This is a genomic window from Halococcus sp. PRR34, from assembly GCF_028617175.1.
In the GTDB taxonomy this organism is placed as follows: Archaea; Halobacteriota; Halobacteria; order Halobacteriales; family Halococcaceae; genus Halococcus; species Halococcus salifodinae.
In genome coordinates this window covers 23278-45209 of the sequence record NZ_JAQJDA010000020.1, presented here as the reverse complement: position 1 = coordinate 45209, position 21932 = coordinate 23278, and the positions used below count along the sequence as shown (strand labels likewise).

The following is a 21932-nucleotide window of genomic DNA, read 5'->3' as shown; positions in this document are numbered from 1 at the left end:
GTCGACGAACACCGCGGAACAGAAAACATATATCACGTTGCCATGAAGCCGAGCGGAAGCCATGAGTCGTACAACGATGTCGAGTCGGGTCGCGATCCTCGCGGTAGCGTTCGCAATCGTATCGAGTGTGCTCGCGCCAGCGGTAGTCGCACAGTCTAGCAACCAGATAGAAAGTGAGCCGAACGACACCCGCGAGAGCGCGACGTCGATCGAAAAGGGGCAGTTCGTCGAGGGCACGGTGAGCGCCAGCGACGAGGACTGGCTCGCGTTCGACGCCGAGGCCGGCCACGCCATCAGAGTGACCGGCGGTATCGGAGCGGAGTCGCCGTCGATCACGCTGTACGGGCCGAACGGCGAGCAACTCGGCAGCGGAACGACCGGCGGGACGGCGGATGCGGTCGAGATCAGTACGACGGCTCCCGAAACGGGGACGTACTACCTCCGGACGAGTTTCGATAGCGAGTACGACGCGCGATACGGCGTCACGGTCGCAACCGGAGCGCCTGATAGTTTCGAGACGAACGACGACCGCGGGAGTGCAGCGGCGATCGAACCCGGTAGCTCACACGACGCGACGCTCTTTGCGGGCGAAGACGACTGGTTCGCGGTCGAGGCCGACGCGGGCGAGAACGTCACCGCCAGCGCCGAGCTGACGAACACCGGTGGTGAGGTCTCCCAGAACGTCCGGATGGAGCTCTACGACTCCGACGGTAACCGTGTCGGCGAGGTCGGGGAGAACCCGACCCAGGTCGACAGCGCATCGAACCGCACCTACGGATCGCCGGTCGGCTACCAGCCGGTCGCGAGCCAGTATCACGTCGCCAGCGAGTCCGGCACGTACTACGTCCGTGTCAGTCCGGCCGAATCCGGGAGCGTCGCCGGGTTCGTCGGCTACGAACTGTCCGTCGGGACGGCCGGTGGCTCCGACGACGGATCGTCGGGCGACGCCAGATCGCTGGTGATCGTCGGTGGCAGCCCGGAGGACAAGGTCTCCTACGATGTCGGCTTCGAGGGGAGCACCGAGCGGAGCGGCGAGAGCCACGGCGCGCCGATCGAGGATCGTCACGTGACCGTCGATAGGGACGTCGACGAGATCGGTGACGGCAGGATCGACGGCCGGCTCGGCGGCGGCGGCGACGCGTATCTGATCGATGGTGAAGTGACGGGACTCGAACTCGACGGCGAGGCGCGGGTCTTCATCGACGGCGAGGAGGTCGATCCGGACTCGCTTGGCGGCGTTGCCGCGGAGGACACCGCAACGCCGACACCGACGCCGACCGCGACGCCTACTCCCACGCCAACCGAGACGGCAACCGCGACACCGACGCCGACTGCAACACAGACAGCGACTCCCACGCCGACCGCAACACCAACACCCACCTCGACGCAGACCGCAACGCCAACCACGACGGCGACCTCGACGACGACTGACACCGTAACGACGACCGATACACCGACCCACACCACGACCGGAACGGCCAACGTCACGACCGAAACGGCCAACGCCACGACCGGAACGGCCAACGTCACGACCGGGACGGCCAACGCCACGACCAACGACACCGGTGGACAGGTCGTCGGCGGAGCGGACGCCCAGAACGAAACCACGTCGTCAGGTGGTCCCGGGTTCGGTCTCGTTGGCGGTGCCGTCGCGGTGTTGGCGGCGATTGCGCTCGCCGTGCGGCGAGACTGACTGGATCGTTCGGACGACCGCAGCGGGGCGATTCGAGGCGATATACGAAGGCTTATTCGGGGGCGTTCCGCACCGCAGGACATGGTTGCGTTCGACGTGCCGGACGTGGAGTACACCCGGTACTCGAACCGTCAGCTCGCGGCGATCCCGCTGGCGGTGCTCGCGCTCGCGCTGGTTGTGCTCGCCGGCTGGTACGTCGTGACCGGCGCACCGGTGACGCCGGGGATCGCGTTCACTGGCGGCAGCGAGATCCAGATCGTGACAGACGACAGCCAGGCCGCGATCGAGGACGCCTTCGCCACCGAGCCCGAGTCGGTGCGGGCGGTCCGCGGCGAAGGCAGCTACATCGTCACGTTCCAGTCGACCGACACCGACGCGATCCGGGCGAGCGCCGATCAGGCCGGCTACGAGGTCGAGTCCATCCAGGGAACCTCGGCGACCTTTGGCTCGCGGACCCAGCAGCTCGGTCTGCTCGGCCTCGGCGCGGCGTTCGTCGGGATGGCACTGTTGGTGTTCGCGATGTTCCGGACGTTCATCCCCTCGGTCGCGGTGGTGCTGTCGGCGTTTTCGGACATGGTGATCCCGCTCGCGCTGATGAACGTCTTCGGGATCAAGCTCTCGCTCGGGACCGTCGCCGCACTCCTGATGCTGATCGGGTACAGCGTCGACTCCGACATCCTGCTCAACAACCACATCCTTCGGCGGCGTGGTGACTTCTACGAGAGCACCTACCGCGCGATGCGGACCGGAGTGACGATGACGCTGACGTCGCTCTCGGCGATGGCGGTGATGGCGATCGTCTCGACGTACTTCGACATTCCGCTCCTACCCGAGATCGGGACCGTGCTGGTGTTCGGGCTCGCGGCCGATCTGATGAACACCTATCTGATGAACGTGAGTCTGCTGCGGTGGTACAAGTACGAGGGCGTGGCGCGATGATCCGGGAGAACTGGCGGCTCGTCCTGCTCGTCGTGTTCGTGATCGCTGCCGGGGTCGCGCTGTTCGCGCCCCCACTCGGCGGTGGCGGGGCGAACGCGACCGCCGCCGCGCCGACCGCCGAGGGGCCGACCAACCTCCAGTTCGGACTCGAACTCTCCGGCGGGACGCGGATCCGCGCGCCGCTCGTCGGGCTGACCGCCGAGGGCGTCGATGTCGAACGGGGCAGTCAGGCGAACGTCACTGGGGAGGTCGCGAGCGCGCTGAACGTCTCCGGGGCGGACGTCCAGACCCGGGTCGGCAACGGTTCGGCCACCGTCGAGGTGTTCCCCGATCGGGTCACGAGCGACGGAGCCGCCGGTGCGCCCGGCAACGTCTCACAAGAGGAGTTCACACGGGCGCTCCAGTCCGCAGGCCTCGACGTTTCGAGGGGCGACGTCAGCCAGGGTGTGACCGACCAGACCTACGAGACGGCGGTCAACACCCTCGACAACAAGGTCAGCGAGTCAGGACTTGCGGGCGGGTCGGTACAAACCGTCCAATCGGGGGGCGAGCAGTACATCCAGATCGAGGTACCGAACCAGAACCGCTCGGAGGTTCAGGACCTCGTCGCCGATCAGGGCCGAGTGACGACGGTGGCGTACTTCCCGGTCGAAGGGAACGAGACACCGGCCTACTGCGAGCCGGGGAGCTGGGAGAACACCACGTCGAACGGCACAGTACCGGAGGGGTACTGTAGCGTGACGGTGCTCGACAGCCAGGAGGGGTTTCAGAACATCGAACCCGTCACGCGCGATCGGGATGGACAGCCGGTCGTTCCAGTGACACTGTCTGACGAGGCTGCCGGACCGTTTGCGACGGACATGCGCCAGTACGGATTCGACAACCCGGCGAACGGGACGTGCCGGTTCGAGGAGAGCCGGACCGGTCACTGCCTGCTCACCGTGGTCGACGGACAAGTGGTCTACGCCGCAGGTGTCAATCCGAACCTCGCCCGATCGTTCGCCGGCGACGACTTCGAGAACCGGCCGGCGTATCAGACCTCCGCACCGAACATCTCGGAGGCACAAGAACTCCAGGTCGACCTCCAGGCCGGCGCGCTGCCCGCCCGACTCGACCTCGATGCGGGAACGAGTCAGTTCATCCTGCCGGATCTCGCCGAGAAGTTCAAGCGCTTCTCGCTCATCACGGGACTGATCGCGGTGCTCGCGGTGGCGGTCACGGTGTTCATCCGGTATCGTGACCCGCGGGTGGCGATTCCGATGGTGTTGACCGCGCTCGCGGAGGTGTTCATCCTGCTCGGGTTCGCGTCGGCGGTCGGGCTCGCGCTCGATCTCTCGTACATCGCCGGGTTCGTCGCGGTGATCGGCACCGGGGTCGACGACCTCGTGATCATCGCCGACGAGATCCTCCAGAGCGACGTCAAGACCGGCCGGGTGTTCCAGAGCCGGTTCCGGCGGGCGCTGTGGGTCATCGGCGCGGCCGCCGCCACCACCATCGTCGCGATGAGCCCGCTCGCCATCCTCAGCCTCGGCGATCTCCGTGGGTTCGCCATCATCACCATCGTCGGCGTGCTCATCGGGGTCCTGATCACCCGCCCGGCCTACGGTAACATCCTCCGGAACCTCGTGACCGGGGACTGACGGCGGGAGATCTGACGATCCGTCTCGATCGAGCCGGCGAAGCGTCATTGGACCATTTGTTGTCGGCGCGCGGCTGCACGGCGCTCCGACGGAGCGCCGTGCAACCCCCGTGCGAGGGATGACTGAGTGAAGCGAGCAACGCGAGCGAGCGAGGGAGTCGGCTGGGGAGGTGTGTGGGCGGTAGGTGTCTGTGATCGAACCGTGAACGAGCAACGCGAGTGAGCGGGTGTTTTTAGCCCACCGGAAGACGCTTCGCGTCTTCCGAGCCTTGCTTCGCTACGCTCAGCAAGACAGGTTTTTGCGACGAGTGGTGGGCGAGCGGTGCGAGGTGCGAACGGAGTGAGCGTGGTTCGAAAGACGCTCCGCGTCTTTCGTCATCACGAGAGAACTTCGCTCTCTCGGACGACCTCGATAGCGAACGGGGAGCGAATGCGACCCGTGAGCGACCACAGGGAGCGAGCGCACCCGAGGAGTGAAAAAGTGGGTGCGGGAGGCGTGTGGGCTGTGCGGGGCGGTGCGAACGGTTCGGTCGAAAAGGGATCAGGTTCGTGTTCGACACCGCTGCCGTGCTTCACTCGGGGCCACAGTCCGTATCGCCGGATTCACAGACAAGGTCGGGATCGACCGCATAGATCGTCACTGCCCGATTCTCGAACGCGACCGAGACGTTCGGCTGGCGCGCGTAGTTCTGGACGTCGCCGTAGCGGTCGCGCTCCGGTGGCCCGACGTAGATGTAACGGACGTCGTATCTGTCGAGCACCGGCGCGCCCGCCGACCAGGGTTCGGTATAGATCGTGTTCACGGCCGCGACGCGCTCCTCGAACGCCGCCGCGCCGCGGTAGCCGCGCTCGTGTCGCCACCCGATCACGGTCGGGACGCCGGTGAGGGTCGCGGGCGCGCTCGTCCACGTGTACATCTGGGTTCCCGGCTCGGTAACGATGTTCGGCTGGCCGGAGCGGTTGTCGAGCCACGCGATCGATTCAGCCTGGGCCGGCCAGGATTGTTCGACGAACCGCGTTCCGTCGAGGGTCGGATCGAGACCGGCAGACTCGGCGGGCGGGTCGTCGAAGTGTGCCGATAGCGCGAGGCCGGCGAACGTGCCGGTGGCCGGCACCACGAGCGCCGTGACGGCGAGGACGGCGAGCCCGGCAGCGAGCGCAGTGCGGGGGACCGATCGACCGGCGAGTGCGCGACCGAACGCGTCGCGGGCGGCCGCGAGCAGCCACGCGAGTGCGACGCCGGCGGCGGTGCCCCAGAGCACCCAGACCTGGAGGTACACCTTGAAGACGGTCTTCCAGCGCACGTTCTGGGTGATCGAGCCCGCGCTCACGTACGCGAACTCCACCGCGAGCACGAGCCCCGCGCCCGCGACGATCAACACCGTCTCGTAGCCGATGGGCGATCCAGCATCGAACAGCGTTGCCGCCGCGTCGGACGAACGGCGACGCTCCGGAGGGCGACTTCCGTCCACCGGTTCCTCCGTCGGCTCCCGTGAGGTGTCGGCACGTGTGCGACACAGCACCCAGCCGACGACGACGAACGGGCCGGCGAGCGCGACCGCCGCGAGGTCGACGGCCAATCCGAGCACGGCGAGCACCGCGACGCTTGCGACGCCCGCGACGGCGAGCGCTCTCGGCGGCGCGCGCGCGAGTCGAGCTCGCAGCCATCGCGGCCGGCGCGCGACGAGGTAGAGCGCGAAGAGCGTGAGGAAGGCTCCATGGACGAGAAACAGCTCGCCGAGGCCGCTGCGCGGTGGGAGGAACCTGACCCCGCGGACTTCCGGGCTGTGAAAGAGGAGGAACGGCGACGCGAGTACCGCACCCGCGAGGCCGCCGGCGCACGCGACCCCGGTCGCGACGAGCGTTCGCGAGAGTTCGTGTCGGAGCCGGGCGAGACTGGCCGTGGCGTCCGGCGGGGCGGGGAGACGCCGGGCGATCGCATCGGGCAGCAGCGTCGCCGGTCGAGCGTCACCAAGGGCGAGCGAGAGCCAGAGCACGCCGACCGCGCTCGGCACGCTCCACGTGCTGATCAGCGCACACAGGCCCACTGCCGGCGGGAACGCGACGAAGACGAGCGCGCGCCGGCGGGTGAGAGCGGTCCCGGGGGTTCGGTAGTACGCAAAAGAGAGCGCCACGCAGCCGAGCAGGAACGTCATCGCGATCATGAACGCGCTCAGGTCGCCGTTGAGGAACGACCAGAGCGGGAAGACGTTGAGCGTCCCGTCGATCACGTACCGGCCGTACCAGTACGAGAAGTTTTTCGGGACAGTGAGGTTCGCGAGCGCCTCCTCGTAGGGGACGCCGCGGACGCCCGCGAACAGGACACGGCCGTACTGTGCGGCGAGATCGTCGGGGAGCAAACCGAGGAGCATTCTTCCGGGCGTCGCGAGATTACCCCCAACTCCGACGAAGAGGGCCGCGAGCGCGCCCGCGAGACGGTGCGAGCGGCCGTGAGAGTCCGCGATCGCACCCGCGAGCCCGTAGGCGGCGGTCACGAGCGAGGCAAAGAATCCCGCGAGCGCGAGGTTGTACGCGTAGCGCGCGGGCGTGTCGGTGAGCATCGAGAGCAGCGCGGTCATCACGAACCCACCGTAGTAGTACCGGAGACGCTCGCCCGCGAACCAGAAGTCCTCCGGCGGTAGTCGATCCGCGCGCAGCACCGTCTGAATCAGCCCGAAATCGAGAAACTTCTCGCCGCCACCGGGATGCACCGCCGGATCGATCGCTCGGATCGCGAGCATGAACCCGAAGGCGAGCCCGAACACCGCCATCGCGGCAGCGAGGCCTCGAAGGTGGATCGACCCGCCGGCGCGGATCGCGAGACCCGACGCGACGAGGAGGACCACGACGGCGATCCCGACCGCGACCGGCCCGAACGTGACGTGGCCGACCCAGTAGGCGACCAGCGTGAGGACCGTGAGCGAGATCGGGAGCGCGAACGTCGCGCCGCGGTCGGGGAAGCGCTCGAACAGCAGGGACGCGATCGGGAGTCCGGCGAGCGCGAGGAGGGCGTAGGCCACGAACCACAGGGCGACGAGACCGTACTCCATTCGACCGACCAACCGGCGCGGGACGCCAAAGGGATTCCGTTCGTAGCGTCGCTATCGGTCCGCGAACAACCGCCGGACAGCCGGTGTGTGGTGGGATGCAGTCAACAGCGGTCGGCGCGCGGCTGCGCCGAGCGGGACGGCACTGCCGTCCCGCTGGCCGTGCGAACGGCGCGAAGCGCCGTGAGCAGACGCCGTTTATCGGCGCGCAACTCCCGCGCGAGAGGTGAGCGGCGCGAGCGAAGCGAGGGCCGCCAAGCGAACGGGGAGCAAAGCGACCCGTGAGCGAAACGAGCGGAGCGAATCGGTTGGGGAGGCGTGTGGACGGTTGTAGTGCTGTGCGGTGGGACCAGTAGTCGGGCCGCGAGTGACCGAAGGGAGCGAGCGGGTGTTTTTAGTCCAGGTTTTTGCGAGGAGTGGTTGGCGAACGAAGTGAGCCAACCCGACGACAGCGTGTCATAGAAAGAGTCGCATGGTGTTCGGTCATGGTCCGAGAAGCCTGCTACCGCTGGTTCTGAATAGCGGAAATATTGTTCCCGCATCAGACACTGATTCTCGGCCTGCTGTTGACGTGTGTGACGAATTCTATGACACGCTGCGACGAAGTAAAAAAGTGGATGCGGGAGGCGTGTGGGCGTTGCGGTGCTGTGCGGACAATCATTTGTATCGGCACTCACGGTTCGTGTTCTCGCACTCACTGACGATTCATAATCGCTCAGAACTCCGCGAGCGCCGACTGTTCGGCGGCCGCGAGCGCCTCACGACTCGTCTTCCACGACCGGCGCGCGAACGGCGGGAGGTCGCCGTGTTCGCGAACGTACTCGGCGAGGAACTCGCGAGTGGTCGGGTCGCTCGGGTAGCCGCTGCCGATGGGGCCGTGTTCGTCCGCGAGGTCGGCGATATGCGCGTCGCGGGCGACCTTGGCGACGACGCTTGCCGCACCGACGAGGGCGTGCTCCTCGTCAGCACCGTGCTCGGCCGTGATTTCGACGTCGGCGGTCGCGGCCTCGTGGACGCGCCGCCCAAACCGCTCGGTGTCGGTGTCACAGGCGTCGACCACACCGGCTAGCCCGTCGGCTGTCGCTTTGGCGTCGGCTCCAATGCTCGCCACGCTGTCGATCGTGGCTCCGGCCGCTTCGATCGTGAGTGCGTTCAGGTCGGTGTCGGGTGCGTCGATCGTAGACGGCGTGACCTCGCGAGTCGCGACCGCGATCCGGTCGTCGGCGCGGAGTTCGTCAGCAAGGGTCTCTCGGCGGGCGGGCGAGAGCCGCTTCGAGTCGTCGATACCCGCGGGGAGCACGGCGGGATCGGCGCGGACGCACGCCACGAACAGCGAGCCGAGCACAGGGCCGCGGCCGGCCTCGTCGACGCCGAACGAACGCTCCATGCACCCGTCCCGAGCGGCGACGAAAAGCGTCTTTCGTCCGGGCGATCAGGCCCGTTCGAGGAGTTCGATCCGGTTACCGAACGGATCGCGAAACGTGAACCGGTCGCGGCCGGGGATCGGCGGTTCGTCGATCGTCTCGACGCCGTGGGCTTCGAGCCGTTCGCGCGCGGCGGCGACATCCTCTACCTCGAAGGCGGGATGTCGTCGGGACTGCTCGTCGGAATCCTCGACCCCGAGATGGATCTCGACGTCGCCCGCGCGATACCACATGGTGTCGGTGTCGCCGAACGAGTCGGGCTGGTCGATCGGGGTCAACCCGAGCACGTCGCCGTAGAACTCGCGGGCCGCGTCGACTTCCTCAGGAGGGATCGTGATCTGGACGTGGTCGATCCGTCGCCACTGAATCATGGCCGAGCGAGGCGAGCCAGGGTGATAAACGTCGGCCATCCCCGATCGTCAGCGCCTATCGAACGCTCGACGGCCGAAAAATGCGGAGTGTCGGTGTGGTGGGTTCAGTCGGCTGCGCCCGGCGCGAGCGGCTCGTCCTCGATCTCTTCGTCGGGTTCGTCGGCCCACTCGGGCGTCGTCTCGTCCTCGCGTTCTTCGGTGTCCTCGTACAGCCGTACGTACTCCGTACTCCTGTGATGACACATAGGTTGACACCCCACACGCGCCACGGTACGAGCGCGCTTAACCTTAACGCGGGCGCTAATTCCTCTTCCTCATGAGCACCGCAGTCCGCCGTTCGGTGGACAAAGAGCGGAAGAGGGGGGGGGGATACAGCGTCATCAGAACGCTTCGCGTTCTGATTAACAGTCAGAAATCTTTGATTTCTGACGACGCCCGTCATCATCTGTTCTTTCGTTCTATTCGTGTTCTGTCGGAATATTCATGTGGTGGGGTGACGTACATATGAACGAACCCAATGGCTTCCGACCTCGATTCAGGTTCACACTCGGTCTATTCGCTTCATTATCACCTGATACTCGTCACGAAGTATCAGCATGGAGTGCTCACCGAGGAACGAACCAACTTCATTCACGGGGTCATCGACGGGTTCGCGGAGAAATACGACGTCGAGGTCTCGCACCTCGACGGCGAAGACGACCACATACACATCCTGTTCAAAACGAAACCCACCACGAACCTCGTGAAGTTCGTCAATACACTCAAAGGCGCAACTGCGCGGAGGGTTCGCAATGAGTTCCCCGAACTCAAGGACGAACAGGTAGATTCGTTCTGGAACGACTCATACTGTCTCATCTCGACGGGACAGGTCTCACTCGACGTGCTCACCGAGTACGTCGAGAACCAACGCCGGTGAACTGCACCTATCGGTTCCGGCTCAATCCCACGCCCGAGCAACGAGAGCGGTTGGCGTGGACGCTGGATACCTGCCGACAGGTTCGCAACCACTTCCTGCACCGGATGAATCAGTTGGAAGACTCGTCGTACACACCAGAACAGAACCGTCTCCCGAAGCTCAAAGAGTGGTGGACCGACCTGAAGTCGGTCCATTCGAAGGTGCTTCAGATGGTCGTTCGTCGTCTCTACAAAGACCGTTCGAATCTTTCGAAGAAGGCGAAGAAGGGCTACAACGTCGGCAAACTCAAGTGGAAAGGTGTGGGCGACTACTTTTCGTTCACCTACAACCAGACCGGTTTCGAACTCAAGAAAACGAGTGGCCGCGACAGGTTGCACCTTTCGAAGATTGGCGACGTTCCCGTAGTAGCTCACAGAGATCTTCCCGACGACGCCACCGTGACCGGTGTCGTCGTGAAACGCGAAGCCACCGGACGCTGGTACGCTTCGCTCCAACTCGACACCGATACCGAAGCACCTCCGAAGCCGGACGAACCGGAACGGTGCGTCGGTATCGACGTGGGGATACTAAAATACACCCACGACACCGACGGCACCGCCGTCGGGTCATTGGACCTCTCCGACGAACAGGAGCGACTGAAACACGAACAGCGTGTTCTCTCCCGCAAAGAGCATGGGTCGAACAACTACCGCGAACAGCAACGGAAGGTCGCCCGTCGTCACGCCGACATCAAGCGAAAGCGCCGCGACTTCCTCCACAAACTCTCGACGTGGTACGCCGAAAGCTACGACCTCGTGGCGGTCGAAAAGTTGGATACAAAGGGGTTGCTGGAACTACCGTCGAACTCACACAGCCGTGCGAGTGCGGCATGGGCCACGTTCCGAAAACTCATGAAATGGAAGTGCAAACGCGAAGGAACGCACTTCGCGGAAGTGCGTCCCGAAGGCACTACCAAAGAGTGTGCTCGGTGTGGTGTCGAGACCGACAAGCCACTCTGGATACGCGAACATTCCTGTCCCGCCTGCGGGTTCGAAGCGGATAGGGACGAAAACGCCGCATGGAACGTCCTTCAGCGCGGTCTCGACAAACTAGGCATGGGCTGTGCCGAATCAACGCCCCCGGAGACTGCGGTACCTACGGATACCTCCTTTCAGCAGGTGTCTGCAAACCGCGTCGTGGAACGGGGAAGCCCCACCCTCAACGAGCGCGTCAGCGCGAAGTAGGTTGGGGAGCAGTCACCCGTTCCGCCGAGCCTCGTTTTCGCCGTCGTTCGTGTGTTCGTGTTCGCCGTCCGTGTCGTCCCCACCGCCGCCATCGACCACGTACTCGGCCGTCACGAACGGGTCGTCCTCGCCCTCGACCGCGAGGACGTCGAGCGCCGTGACCGTGGCGTCGATCCCGAGTAGCCCCGCGAGGCTCGGGTCCGTCCGGTCGCCATCGCCGCTCACGAGCTCCTTGACGTAGAGGCCGCCCTCGCCCCGGAGTTCGACCGTCGCGTGGCGCGCGCCGTCCTCGCCATCCGTGTTGGCGTCGGTGGGTTCGGCGTCGCGGTCGGCGTCGGTTCCGGCGTCGCCGTCGCGGTCGGGTTCGAGTTCGCCGTCGATTTCGTACACCGTACGCTCGCGGGTGCGACTCGCGCGGCGGTGGTCGACACGTTCGGGAGTGTCCTGGGCGATCGTCGTTCCGTCGAGGGTGGCGAGTGCGTCCGCGAACGCCCGTTTCTCGATGGGGTCGGCGAACTCCACACTCATGGAATAGGTCTTGTGGGCGTCGAGCTCCTTCACGCGCTCGACCATCTCATGGGTCGCGCGGCGGAGTCCCTCGACTTCGACCGTTCCGTCGGCGAAGTCGTTGACCGCGGCTTCGAGATCGGCTGCGTCGATTTCTCGGTGATATGGCTCCTTGACCTCGATGACGAACGGTCGGCCGGTGCCGAGCATACGGGCGTCGACGTCCTCGCGGCCAGCACCGTGGAACACCGCGTCCGCGCCGTCCATCACGTCCTCGACGACCGGCGCGGTCAGCTCCTCGACGCTCTCGTCGTAGAGATAGCCGCTGCCGCCGCAGTAATCGCAGGGTTCGGTGCCGCCGTCGGCGGCGAGCTGGGTGCCGCCACCGCCGCACTCCCGGCAGGGCCACTCGGTCTGGGGAATGTCGCGGTCGAGCTTGCGATACCGACCGTAGACGAACGCGGGATTGATCTGTGCGTCCACGTCGCCGCGTTCGAGATTGACGAGCGCGAGCACGTCCGGCCGCTCGAAATCGACCTCGGTGTCCGTGCGTTCGCCCAGCCGTTTGCCGACCTCGCGATTGAGGGCGGACTTGAACGACTCGCCGGCGTCAGGTGGGAGGTCGCTGTCCTCGCGGAGCAGCCGATCGTTCTCCTCGATCAGCGGCGGAACGCGGGTGCCGACCTGGTAGGTCGCGAACGCGATCCCGTCGAGCGCGTCGACCGCGCGCTCGGCCCACGCATCGTAGCGGCCACACTCACCCTCGCAGACCCAGCACGCATCCGGCCCTTCGGAGGACTCGAACGGTTCATCGGCATCGAGCGCGCTCGCGACCCGGAGGGCGTGACCGCGCTCGTCGTTCGTGAGGCCGAAACTCCGATCGGCGAAGACGCGACCGAGACAGGGATCGCAGACGGGACCGTTGGCGATGACGGCCCGAGCGTCGTCGAGGATGGACATGAAGCTTCGAGGAGCGGGCAACACTCACGTGTTGTGGTTCGAAACGGACACTTCGAAGGGTCAGGAAACGACGGTTTCGACCATCCGACGGCAGAGGCTGACGCTGTCGTAGCCCGAGTAGCGTTCGAGGCCGAGCACGAGTGCGGCGTAGACCGCGACGCCCGCGACGACCAGGACAACGAGTTCGAGCACGGCCGACCCAACGACGAGAGATTCACGGAGGGCAAGGACCGCGCCGCCCATGACGGCGCTCGCGAGCGCGGGGTACGCGAGCAACCGGAGGAGTTCGGCGTAGCTCCCGTCGACTACCTGAACTGCGAGATACGACGACACCGGCTCGGAGAACAGCAGCGAGTTACCGACGATCACGAGCGCGGTCCCGACCGCGCCGTAGGCCGCGGTCGCGGGGTAGATGAACACCGCGATCACGACGAGCTTCCCGAACTGGATCTTGGTGGCGAAATCGGGTCGGCCCACGGCCTGAAACAGCGGGCCGGTGGTCGCGCCGAGCGAGCGGAGGAGTCCCCACGCCGCGAGCAGCTGGATCATCGGCACCATCGGCCCCCACTCCTCGGTGAGAAAGGCGTCGACGAACGTGGGCGCGATCGCGGCGATCCCCACTGCGACAGGAAAGGAGACGAACGTGGTGAGCTGCACGGTTTTATAGAACCCATCGCGGAGGCGTCGGTCCTCGCTCTGGAGCTTCGCGTAGGTCGGGAAGACCACGCTCGAAATCGTCTGGGTGACCTCGGTCGCGGGCGCGTTCGAGACCCGGTAGGCGAGCTGGTAGAGGCCAACGACCGCCGTCCCGAGATACCAGCCCACGAACGCGTCGTCGCCCTCCATGATGAGAAAGAGGACGATCCCCGAAGCGAAGATCCACTTGCCGTAGCCGAACAGTTCGCGCGCGTGATCGAGGTCGAACCGGGGCCACGGCCGGTAGTCGACGATCAGATACGAGACGACGAGCCGCGCGGCGTCGCTCGCGACCAGGCCGAACACGAGCGCCCACACCGATCGGGTGGCGAACGCGTAGCCGACCGCCACCGTGACGTAGAAGACGGTGCCCGAGAGGGTGTAGACGAACTGCTTGTCGAACCGGAGGTCCTTCTTGAGATACAGCAGCGCGGGGTTCTGGAGGCCCGAGAGCACCGGTGAGAGCGCGAGCACCCGGAGGACACCCGTGAGCTGTGGCTCGTCGAAGACGAGCGGAGACGCAACTATCGGCGCGAGCGCGAACAGCACGGCAGCGATGAGGAGGCTCCGGGCGTTCTGCATCACCCACGCCGTGTCGAGATAGGCGTCGACATCGGCTTCTTCGCGCTGGATCAGCGCGGCGTCGATTCCGAGTCGTGAGAGCTTGGTCAGCGCGCTCATCACCACCAGCGCGAGCGCCATCACGCCGTAGGAATCGGGGCCGATCAGCCGCGCGACCAGCAGCACCATTCCGAGCTGGAGCGCGCGGTCGATAATGTTCGTGAGCGCGACCCAGACTCCGCCCGTGACAGCGCGCTCCGCGAGACTGCCGCCCGGCCGGAGTGCACTCCGGAGGCGCTGCACGACGCTTTGGAGGGACACGTGTCGACGGGAGTTTCCGGGCGGTACGTAAAAACGTCGCCGTCGAGTCGTAGCATCATTGAATCACGGCGAGAAGCTCCGTTGACGTTTATCGGGGGTGAGGACACATCCAGAACGATAAACAACCCTCTCTCGCTCAGGCACGCCCTCGTGCTTGAGAATGGGGGCTTTTCAGCGTGGTCACGGATCGTCTCATGCGACCACAACCGTGGTTGATCCTTCGACCGTCAGTGACCCGCTGTTCAAGGGTATGTCTACGGATACCCCTCCATCGGACGGCATGTGCGACCGACGGAGTTTCTTCGCGTACTTCACGGCGATGTTCTTGGCGGCATTGTAGTCGGCGTCGATGGCGTAGCCGCATTTCAGGCACTCGAACGAATCCCCGTCGCGGTTGTCCACGTGAGTGAACCCACAGTCGGTGTACGAACACTTCCGTGAGGTGTACTGTGGGTTCACCTGCCGAACCGTGATACCGTCCTCAACGGCCTTGTATGAGACGAACGCGAACAGCTTGCGAAACGCCCAGCGGTGGTGCCACGTCGCGTGTGGCAGGCGCTCTCGAATGTCGGTCAGATCCTCGAACGCGATGTGTGTGCAGTCGTTCTCGCGGGCTTCTTCGAGGATGACATTCGATGCTTCGTGCAGGAGGATCATGCATCGTCCGTTCTCTTTTCGCCCGACCGACTGGATGTTCTCATGTGCCCAGCGAGTTCCCGTCCGTTGGAGTGACCCGCGCCGTTTTTCGTACTCGTTCTGCCAGTGAGTGAGTTCGCCGCCCGAAACGAACAACCCTGTCGATGTGACAGCGAGGTTGTTCACACCCACATCGACCCCGAGAACCGTTCCGTCCTCGGCGGTCTCTTGGTTGGCTTCGCGCTCCCGTTCGGTACGGAACCGACGAAAGCCCATGTGGAGGTAGTACGCGCCGTCGCGGGCAGTGAGCGTGCTTTCGGTCATCTCCCACCGCTCGTTCTCGATGAACTGCCACTGGTAGCCGTCGTCGTCCTCTGGGAGAACGAGTGGACAGCGGATACGACCGCCGACCGTCGAGAGCGACACGGTGTCGTCCTCGAACAGCGTCATGGTCCGCGTGTCGTAGGTGACGGTCGGGGCCGTGAACACAGGTTTCGACGTTTTCAGCCCCTTCGATCGTCGCTCGTGACAGCTCGCAATGGCTTCGGCGGCTTGGTGTGTGGCGAGAATCGCGTGCTGGCTCGTCAGCTCAGTATCGTTGCGGATGCTGTCATAGGCGAGCGGCTGTATGTCGCGTTTGGATTTCTTTTCGGGCCACGCTATGTCCGCCGCTATCTGACAGCCGTCGCGGTAGGCGTCAATGGTCGCTTCGAGCAACTCGCGTTGCTCGTCCCTCACAGAGAGGCGCGTGACGGCGGTGCGACGAACGTACTCATCAACCACATGAATTCAATGTATTCCATTTTATTAAATCATTCGTTGGCATCATATAAGGGTAGTATACATACCTCTTCTTACCCAATTCGAATTGCGGGGAAAGAGATCCCGCGCTACCGCTAGGTTGAAATCGCTCGGCGTAGATGGGCGAGTAATGAGCCTTCGTACAGCCGCCGTCCTCGCGGCCGGTGAGGGAAACCGACTGCGCCCCCTGACGCACAACCGCCCCAAGCCGATGCTCCCCGCGGCGAACAGACCGGTGTTGGAGTACGTCTTCGACGCGCTGATCGACGCCGGGATCGAGGAGATCGTGGTCGTGATCGGGTACAAGCGCGACCGCGTTCAGGAACACTTCGGTCCGACGTACGACGACGTCCCGCTCCAGTACGTCACCCAGGAGAAACAGCTCGGCAGCGGCCACGCGCTGCTCGAAGCCCAGTCGGTCATCGACGAGCCGTTTCTCGTGGTCAACGGCGATCGCGTGATCGAGTCCGGGCTCGTCAGAGACGTGATCGGCGAGTTCGAGGCCCACCCCGACGCCGCAGCGACACTCGGGGTGCTCGAACATCGCGACGCCCGCCAGTACGGTGCGGTCGCGCTCCACGAAGGCCGGATCGAGGAGATCGTCGAGAAACCCGATTCGGACGACTACCGCCTGATCAACTCTGGCGTCTACGCGTTCCGGACCTCGATCTTCGAGTCGATCAAGGGCACCGAACGTCGGGACGGCGAACTCCAACTGCCCGACACGCTCGCGGGGCTGATCGACGCGGGTGAGGCCGTCCGCGGCGTTCAGGTCGACGGCCTCTCGCCACACGCCACGTATCCGTGGGACCTGCTGACCGTGACCCGAGAGATCCTCGCACGCGGCCGGGTCGACGAACCCGCACGCGAGCAGGGCGTCTGGGTCGACGACACATCGCTCGTCCACGACGATGCGACGCTTCAGGCCCCCGTAGTAGTAGGGCCGGACTGCGAGGTAGGCCCCGGCGCGGTCGTGGGGCCGGACGTCGCGCTCGGACGTAACGTAACGGTGGAGGCGAACGCTACCGTCGAACGGAGCGTGCTCGACACCGACACCCGGATCGGTCCCGGAAGCACGATCCTGGACTGCGTGACGGGCCAGGACGTCACGTTGGGTGCGGCGAACACGATCCCCGGTGGACCGGCCGACGTGCGGATCGACACCCAGGTGTACGAGGAGCAGCCGCTCGGGGCGGTGGTCGCCGACCGGGTCCACGCGGGCGGGGCGGTCACGCTCGCGCCGGGGACGCTCGTCGGTCCAGGTGTACGGCTCCATACCGGGGTCCGTGCGCGCGGTCGGATCGAGGCGGACGCGGAGGTGCTCGGCTGATGTGCGGGATCGTCGGCTGCGTCGGTCGCCCCGACGAGACGCTCGACGTGCTGATGCACGGCCTCTCGAAGCTCGAGTATCGAGGGTACGATTCGGCGGGCGTCGCGCTCGCGAACGGGCAGGTCGACATCGAGAAGCGCGAAGGCGAGCTCGAAAACCTCGAAACGGCGCTCGAAGGCATCGATCTCGGTGGGTCGGTCGGGATCGGTCACACTCGGTGGTCGACCCACGGCCCGCCGAACGACCGCAACTCCCACCCACACGCCGACTGTGAGGGCCAGGTCGCGGTGATCCACAACGGGATCATCGAGAACTTTCAAACGGTGAAGGACGAGCTGGTCGCGGCGGGCCACGAGTTCGTGAGCGACACCGACACCGAGGTCGTCCCGCACCTGATCGAGTCGGCGCTCGCCGACGGGGCCAGTCCCGAGAACGCGTTCCGTGCGGCGATGGAGCGCATCGAGGGGAGCTACGCGATCGCCGCGGTGTTCGCCGGCGTCGACGCGGTCTACTGTGCGCGCGAGGACTCGCCGCTCGTGCTCGGCGTCGACGACGGCGCGACCTACCTCGCGAGCGACGTGCCCGCCTTCCGGGAGTTCACCGACCGCGTGATCTACCTCGACGACGGCGAAGTCGCCCGGATCGACGACGACGGCTGGACGGTGACGACGCTCGCGGGCGAGCCGGTCGACAAATCGGTCCACACCGTCGAGTGGGACGCCGAGGAAACAGGAAAAAGCGGCTACGACCACTACATGCTGAAGGAGATCCACGAACAGCCCCGGGCGCTCAGGCAGTGTCTTCGGGGCCGGGTCGACGAGCTCGGCGGCACCGTCGAACTCGACGAACTCGACGAGCCACCTCGGCCGACCGCGGTGCAGTTCGTGGCGTGTGGCACCTCCTATCACGCCGCGCTCTACGGCGCGCAGCTGTTCCAGGACGCCGGAATTCCCGCACAGGCGTTCCTCGCGAGCGAGTACGTCACCTCGCCGCCACCGGCGGGCGACGCGCTCGTCGTCGGGGTGACCCAGAGCGGCGAGACCGCCGACACCCTGAGTGCGCTCCGGGAGGCGAAAGGCCGGGGTGCGCGCACGCTCGCACTCACCAACGTCGTGGGATCGACGGTCTCGCGGGAGTGCGATCACGTCATCTACATCCGTGCCGGTCCGGAGATCGGCGTCGCGGCCTCGAAGACGTTTGCGAGTCAGTTGGCGGCACTCAACCTGTTCGCGCTCGCCACCACGAACGGCGGCGATCGGGACGGGCTCGGCGCGCTCCGTGACCTCCCGAGCGAGGTCCAGGCGATCATCGACGACTCGACTGCCGCCGAGGTCGCGGCGGAGTACCTCGACGCGGACGGGTACTTCTTCATCGGCCGGGGGCTCAACTACCCGGTGGCGCTCGAAGGCGCGCTCAAGCTGAAGGAGATCACCTACCGCCACGCAGAAGGGTTCGCGGCGGGCGAGCTCAAACACGGCCCGCTCGCGCTAGTCACCGAGAACACCCCCGTGATCGCGATCGCGACCGGCGACGGTGAGCTCGCCCGGAAGACGGTGGGCAACGTCAAGGAGGTCGAGGCCCGGAACGCCCCCGTGATCGCGGTGAGCGACGGCCAGTCAGACATCGAACGCTACGCCGATCACGTCCTCCCGATCCCCGAGACCCATCCCCGGACCGCCGCGGTGCTCGCCAACGTCCAGCTCCAGCTGTTCGCCTACCACACCGCCGCCCGTCTCGGCCGCTCGATCGACAAACCTCGCAATCTCGCGAAAAGCGTCACGGTCGAGTAGGGCGGTCGGGCACTCTCAGTCGTCACGACGAACACAACCGTTCGTCTGATATTTTAATTATCGAACAGCGTCTCGGCAGTAAGTCGAGCGAGTGGCTCTTCGCTCACGATGTTTGCGTAGAACCATGCTCCGGCAGGGATTCGAACCCTGGTCATTGCCGTGAGAGGGCAATATGATTGGCCGGACTACACCACCGGAGCGCGGGTCGCCAACCGCTCGTCGGCAGGCGGACTGACGTAACGCAGAATCGTGTTTAACAGTTCCGTTTTCGCGCGCTCACTCGTCGTCGAACGGCGATCCAGCGACCTCCGGTTCGTGGCCGTCGAGACTCACGATGTTCTCGCGACCGACCCGGAGCTTGCTGATGTCGCCCTCGTCGGCCATCTCCGAGAGCAGCATACTGACTTTCGACTTCGACCACCCGGTTTCGGTGACGATCTCGCTCTGGTGCATCCGGCCGTCGTTTTCGTCGAGCAGCAAGCGCACGACCTCCTCGTCGCTCCTGAGTTCCTCTTCGGGGACGGTGGGTTCGGCGACTGCGGCCGCAGTGGAGTCAGCGGGTGTGTCGGCCGGCTCATCCGAGTCAGTCACGTCCTCCGGGGCGGTCTCGGCGTCCCGTTCGTCGGCGGTCGCCGCTACCGAGCCACCGAACGGGGATCGGTCGGACCGTCGGACGACCACTGCACCGAGAACGACGGCGACCGCGACCGCGAGCGCCGCCACGAGCCACACGATCGACCCATCGAACACCGACGAACCGTTCATTCCCATCCCCGACGGTTCGACGAACACGACCTGTGGCTGCCCGGAGGCGAACTGTCGGTCGCCGAACCACGTCACCGAGTCGTTCTCACCGGTCGAGCCGTTTGTCGAGGCGTCCGGCGATGGTTCGACCTGCTGCCAGGCGATCGCCAGGTTCGGGCCAGCCCTGACCTCGAATGACATCCCCGACGAGAGGTAGAACCCACTGATGGCGTCGCCGACGGTGATCTCACCGCCCGTCGTGGCCGAGAAGTTGGTCCAGAGGAACGACATCTCGACGACCCCCGTCGATTCCGGTTGGGAGGTGACCCGTGTCTGCCGAGAGAACCCACGGGCGCTCATCTCGCGTCCGGTCGCGTTCGTTCCTTCGCTCGCCAACGCCGTCGCCGTTCGTCGGAATTCGGTGTACAGCGGTGTCTCTTCGGCGGTGAACCGATCGCCGTAGGCACGGAACTGCTCGACTTCGGATTGGTTGGCGAGACGCTGGTTGTAGTGCTGGGTCCACCGCGCCGAGCCGTTCTCGTACACCGTGACCACCCACTGTGAGTCGTTGAACGCGCTCTCGCCGTCGGCCGCTCCGGTCCCGTTGGTCGTCTGTGCGCTGGCCATCGCTGACAGGGGGGTGGCCACCACCCCCAGCACCAGCAGCGCCACCACGGCGAGACCGATCGCCGACAGCCACCTCATCTATGCTACGTGACCGCAGGGACGTATAAAAAGACTGTGACCGGCACCGACGCCCAGTGAAAACTGGCCCTCATCGGGCGTATCGGTCGCTGTCGTCAGATGGGGCCACAAGGCGCATATGTCGTATCAAACCGATCACGGCGCGAGCCGGTTCTTCCGGCCCTTCAGATGCTCGTCGTAGTACGCGAACGTGATTGGACACCACTCCGCGGCGAGATCGAGTACGTCCTCGGTGAGATGGCGGATCTCCCACTGGCTGTCCGCCGCCGCGCGCATGTCGGCCACATGCATCAACATTCTGACGTTCATCGACATCACGATGTTGACCTCGGTACCAATGGGGAGGACGAACCGGGCGTCCTCGGGAGCCATCCCGAGATCGAGGAGTTCCTGATAGGACTCGACCGAGTTCGTGACCGACTCTCGGAACACCGCCTCGCGCTTTTCGATGGTCTCCTCGTCGACACCCCCGCCGCGCTGGTTGCGACCCACCCAGTCGGGGTCGGTCGCCGACGGCGGCGTTACGACCATCGCGCCATCGCGGACGTCTTCGGGATCGACCTCGTCGAAAGCGACGTACCGCATCGACTGGACGTCGAAGGAGACGTGGCGATGGCGGGTGAGCTGGGCCATACACGACCGACTCACGCCCTCGATCGCGAACGTGGCTTGTGGATGTTCGAACGGGCCGAAATGGCCGTGGTCGAGGAGGCGACCGATCAGGGTGCGCTTTTTGTCCTCGATCGTCTCGCCGTCGATCGTCGCCATCGTCTCGGCGAAGGACTGATCGCCGACGAACGGTGCGGAGTAGTCGTTTCGCGCCCCTGTACAAATCACGCGCTCGGGGTCGTCGGTGGCTTCGAGCAGGCGTACGTCCATGCTGAAAGCGACACGACCGGGCGATAAATATGTGTCAGTCAGCGCTTCGCTCGTCATCGAGCGCGGTGGCGCGCGGGAGCGAAGCGCGGCGCGACCGAAAGGAGGGCCGCGGACGCGAACGGGGAGGCACGACCCGTGAGCACGCCAGCGGCGTGCGACTCGTTTCGGATGAGCAGACCCTCGCCACGGAATCCAACGGTGGGTTCCAGACGGAGACTATTCGAGCAGTTTCTTGGTCTCGCGGTGGCGATACCGGAACATCGGTTCGAAGCCGACGACCGCGAACGGCCCGGCGAGTCGGCCGAGATCGCCGAGCGGAAGCTGATACTCCACCCGATCACGGACGTACGTCCCGCCGCCGTCGGCGTAGAAGCTATGGGTGTGAACCCACCGCCGGAACGGCCCGCCGATCATCTCGTCGCGGAACAGGCCGGCCCCGTCCTCGCGGTCGCGTTCGATGATCCGCGTCGTCCAGCCCTGTCGAGGGCCGACGCCGCACGGTCGCATCGAGAGGTCAGCTTCCGCACCGGCTTCAAGCACGTCGGGATCGGGCTCGCCGTCCGGCCCGCGTGAGGACTCCACCCGGAGATTCATGAACTCGGGCGTCAGCGCCTCCAGTCCGTCGAGCGTCGAGTGAAACCGCCAGACATCCTCGAACGGTGCGCGCACGTACGTCTCGCGCTCGTACGTCGACATGGTCACGCTCCGGGTCGAAGGGCCAAAACCTCGTGGTTGGCAGTCGCTGTTTCG

General features: G+C 65.5%; 17 protein-coding genes and 1 tRNA gene. 7 read left to right on the top strand and 11 right to left on the bottom strand.

Annotated features, from left to right (window positions below; translation table 11 throughout):
* Positions 1 to 61 precede the first annotated feature (61 nt).
* The 3 genes from PHA81_RS17365 (at position 62) to PHA81_RS17355 (ending at position 4272) form a co-directional block, all read left to right on the top strand.
* Positions 62 to 1693 (top strand): PPC domain-containing protein, encoded by a 1632-nt coding sequence (locus PHA81_RS17365; protein ID WP_241430369.1) that lies wholly within the window; start codon positions 62 to 64, stop codon positions 1691 to 1693.
* An 81-nt stretch (positions 1694 to 1774) separates the two neighbouring features.
* Complete coding sequence (gene secF / locus PHA81_RS17360; RefSeq protein ID WP_005043503.1) at positions 1775 to 2632, top strand: protein translocase subunit SecF; 858 nt, start codon at positions 1775 to 1777, stop codon at positions 2630 to 2632.
* Positions 2629 to 4272: an MMPL family transporter gene (locus PHA81_RS17355; RefSeq protein ID WP_005043505.1), complete on the top strand. Its 1644-nt coding sequence runs from the start codon at positions 2629 to 2631 to the stop codon at positions 4270 to 4272. The genes secF and PHA81_RS17355 overlap by 4 nt, the downstream gene beginning before the upstream one ends.
* 571 nt (positions 4273 to 4843) lie before the next feature.
* Here the strand turns inward: PHA81_RS17355 and PHA81_RS17350 are convergent.
* From PHA81_RS17350 to PHA81_RS17335, 4 genes are all read right to left on the bottom strand, one after another.
* Positions 4844 to 7321, bottom strand: coding sequence for a DUF2298 domain-containing protein (locus tag PHA81_RS17350; RefSeq protein ID WP_273837752.1), 2478 nt, complete (start codon positions 7319 to 7321; stop codon positions 4844 to 4846).
* Between the two features lie 712 nt (positions 7322 to 8033).
* Entirely contained in the window at positions 8034 to 8705 is a 672-nt protein-coding gene (rnhB, locus tag PHA81_RS17345) for a ribonuclease HII (protein WP_273837749.1), read from the bottom strand.
* Positions 8706 to 8750: 45 nt separating this feature from the next.
* Entirely contained in the window at positions 8751 to 9113 is a 363-nt protein-coding gene (locus PHA81_RS17340; RefSeq protein ID WP_049910132.1) for a VOC family protein, read from the bottom strand.
* A 104-nt stretch (positions 9114 to 9217) separates the two neighbouring features.
* A complete protein-coding gene (locus tag PHA81_RS17335) occupies positions 9218 to 9358 on the bottom strand; it encodes a hypothetical protein (protein ID WP_273837746.1) in 141 nt (46 codons plus the stop codon).
* Between the two features lie 272 nt (positions 9359 to 9630).
* Between PHA81_RS17335 and tnpA the strand changes: the two genes are divergently transcribed.
* Together tnpA and PHA81_RS17325 are read left to right on the top strand one after the other, a co-directional pair.
* Positions 9631 to 10029, top strand: a complete 399-nt coding sequence (gene tnpA, locus PHA81_RS17330; protein WP_273837743.1) for an IS200/IS605 family transposase — start codon at positions 9631 to 9633, stop codon at positions 10027 to 10029.
* On the top strand, positions 10026 to 11252 hold the full coding sequence (locus tag PHA81_RS17325) for a transposase (RefSeq protein ID WP_273837741.1): 1227 nt from the start codon (positions 10026 to 10028) through the stop codon (positions 11250 to 11252). Before tnpA ends, PHA81_RS17325 begins: the two co-directional genes overlap by 4 nt.
* A 12-nt stretch (positions 11253 to 11264) precedes the next feature.
* On the opposite strand, the gene PHA81_RS17320 is transcribed toward PHA81_RS17325, so the two are convergent.
* The 3 genes from PHA81_RS17320 to PHA81_RS17310 all read right to left on the bottom strand — a co-directional run bounded on the left by PHA81_RS17320 (position 11265) and on the right by PHA81_RS17310 (position 15716).
* Positions 11265 to 12719: a tRNA pseudouridine(54/55) synthase Pus10 gene (locus PHA81_RS17320; protein ID WP_273837739.1), complete on the bottom strand. Its 1455-nt coding sequence runs from the start codon at positions 12717 to 12719 to the stop codon at positions 11265 to 11267.
* A 60-nt stretch (positions 12720 to 12779) separates the two neighbouring features.
* Entirely contained in the window at positions 12780 to 14297 is a 1518-nt protein-coding gene (locus PHA81_RS17315) for a lipopolysaccharide biosynthesis protein (RefSeq protein ID WP_273837738.1), read from the bottom strand.
* A gap of 192 nt (positions 14298 to 14489) precedes the next feature.
* A complete protein-coding gene (locus PHA81_RS17310; RefSeq protein ID WP_273837736.1) occupies positions 14490 to 15716 on the bottom strand; it encodes a transposase in 1227 nt (408 codons plus the stop codon).
* Positions 15717 to 15864: 148 nt separating this feature from the next.
* Here PHA81_RS17310 and PHA81_RS17305 point away from each other — a divergent pair, with 148 nt between their 5' ends.
* Entirely contained in the window at positions 15865 to 17064 is a 1200-nt protein-coding gene (locus PHA81_RS17305; RefSeq protein WP_273837734.1) for a sugar phosphate nucleotidyltransferase, read from the top strand.
* Entirely contained in the window at positions 17064 to 18854 is a 1791-nt protein-coding gene (gene glmS / locus PHA81_RS17300; RefSeq protein WP_273837732.1) for a glutamine--fructose-6-phosphate transaminase (isomerizing), read from the top strand. The genes PHA81_RS17305 and glmS overlap by 1 nt, the downstream gene beginning before the upstream one ends.
* Before the next feature lie 125 nt (positions 18855 to 18979).
* Here glmS and PHA81_RS17295 read toward each other — a convergent pair.
* From PHA81_RS17295 to PHA81_RS17280, 4 genes are all read right to left on the bottom strand, one after another.
* Positions 18980 to 19054 (bottom strand) — tRNA-Glu (locus tag PHA81_RS17295).
* Between the two features lie 76 nt (positions 19055 to 19130).
* The gene (locus tag PHA81_RS17290; RefSeq protein WP_273837730.1) at positions 19131 to 20303 is read right to left on the bottom strand and encodes a hypothetical protein; all 1173 of its coding nucleotides are present in this window, start codon (positions 20301 to 20303) and stop codon (positions 19131 to 19133) included.
* Between the two features lie 135 nt (positions 20304 to 20438).
* Positions 20439 to 21182, bottom strand: a complete 744-nt coding sequence (gene thyX, locus PHA81_RS17285) for an FAD-dependent thymidylate synthase (RefSeq protein WP_273837728.1) — start codon at positions 21180 to 21182, stop codon at positions 20439 to 20441.
* Between the two features lie 216 nt (positions 21183 to 21398).
* Positions 21399 to 21878 (bottom strand): SRPBCC family protein, encoded by a 480-nt coding sequence (locus tag PHA81_RS17280; protein WP_273837726.1) that lies wholly within the window; start codon positions 21876 to 21878, stop codon positions 21399 to 21401.
* Positions 21879 to 21932 lie beyond the last annotated feature (54 nt).

Excerpts from the sequence above, each read along its gene's own strand:
- secF (WP_005043503.1), top strand. The coding sequence starts at position 1,775 with ATGGTTGCGTTCGACGTGCCGGACGTGGAGTACACCCGGTACTCGAAC.
- rnhB (WP_273837749.1), bottom strand. The coding sequence starts at position 8,705 with ATGGAGCGTTCGTTCGGCGTCGACGAGGCCGGCCGCGGCCCTGTGCTC.
- PHA81_RS17305 (WP_273837734.1), top strand. The coding sequence starts at position 15,865 with ATGAGCCTTCGTACAGCCGCCGTCCTCGCGGCCGGTGAGGGAAACCGA.
- PHA81_RS17355 (WP_005043505.1), top strand. The coding sequence starts at position 2,629 with ATGATCCGGGAGAACTGGCGGCTCGTCCTGCTCGTCGTGTTCGTGATC.
- PHA81_RS17290 (WP_273837730.1), bottom strand. The coding sequence starts at position 20,303 with ATGAGGTGGCTGTCGGCGATCGGTCTCGCCGTGGTGGCGCTGCTGGTG.
- glmS (WP_273837732.1), top strand. The coding sequence starts at position 17,064 with ATGTGCGGGATCGTCGGCTGCGTCGGTCGCCCCGACGAGACGCTCGAC.
- PHA81_RS17365 (WP_241430369.1), top strand. The coding sequence starts at position 62 with ATGAGTCGTACAACGATGTCGAGTCGGGTCGCGATCCTCGCGGTAGCG.
- PHA81_RS17280 (WP_273837726.1), bottom strand. The coding sequence starts at position 21,878 with ATGTCGACGTACGAGCGCGAGACGTACGTGCGCGCACCGTTCGAGGAT.
- thyX (WP_273837728.1), bottom strand. The coding sequence starts at position 21,182 with ATGGACGTACGCCTGCTCGAAGCCACCGACGACCCCGAGCGCGTGATT.
- PHA81_RS17340 (WP_049910132.1), bottom strand. The coding sequence starts at position 9,113 with ATGATTCAGTGGCGACGGATCGACCACGTCCAGATCACGATCCCTCCT.
- PHA81_RS17320 (WP_273837739.1), bottom strand. The coding sequence starts at position 12,719 with ATGTCCATCCTCGACGACGCTCGGGCCGTCATCGCCAACGGTCCCGTC.
- tnpA (WP_273837743.1), top strand. The coding sequence starts at position 9,631 with ATGGCTTCCGACCTCGATTCAGGTTCACACTCGGTCTATTCGCTTCAT.
- PHA81_RS17335 (WP_273837746.1), bottom strand. The coding sequence starts at position 9,358 with ATGTGTCATCACAGGAGTACGGAGTACGTACGGCTGTACGAGGACACC.
- PHA81_RS17350 (WP_273837752.1), bottom strand. The coding sequence starts at position 7,321 with ATGGAGTACGGTCTCGTCGCCCTGTGGTTCGTGGCCTACGCCCTCCTC.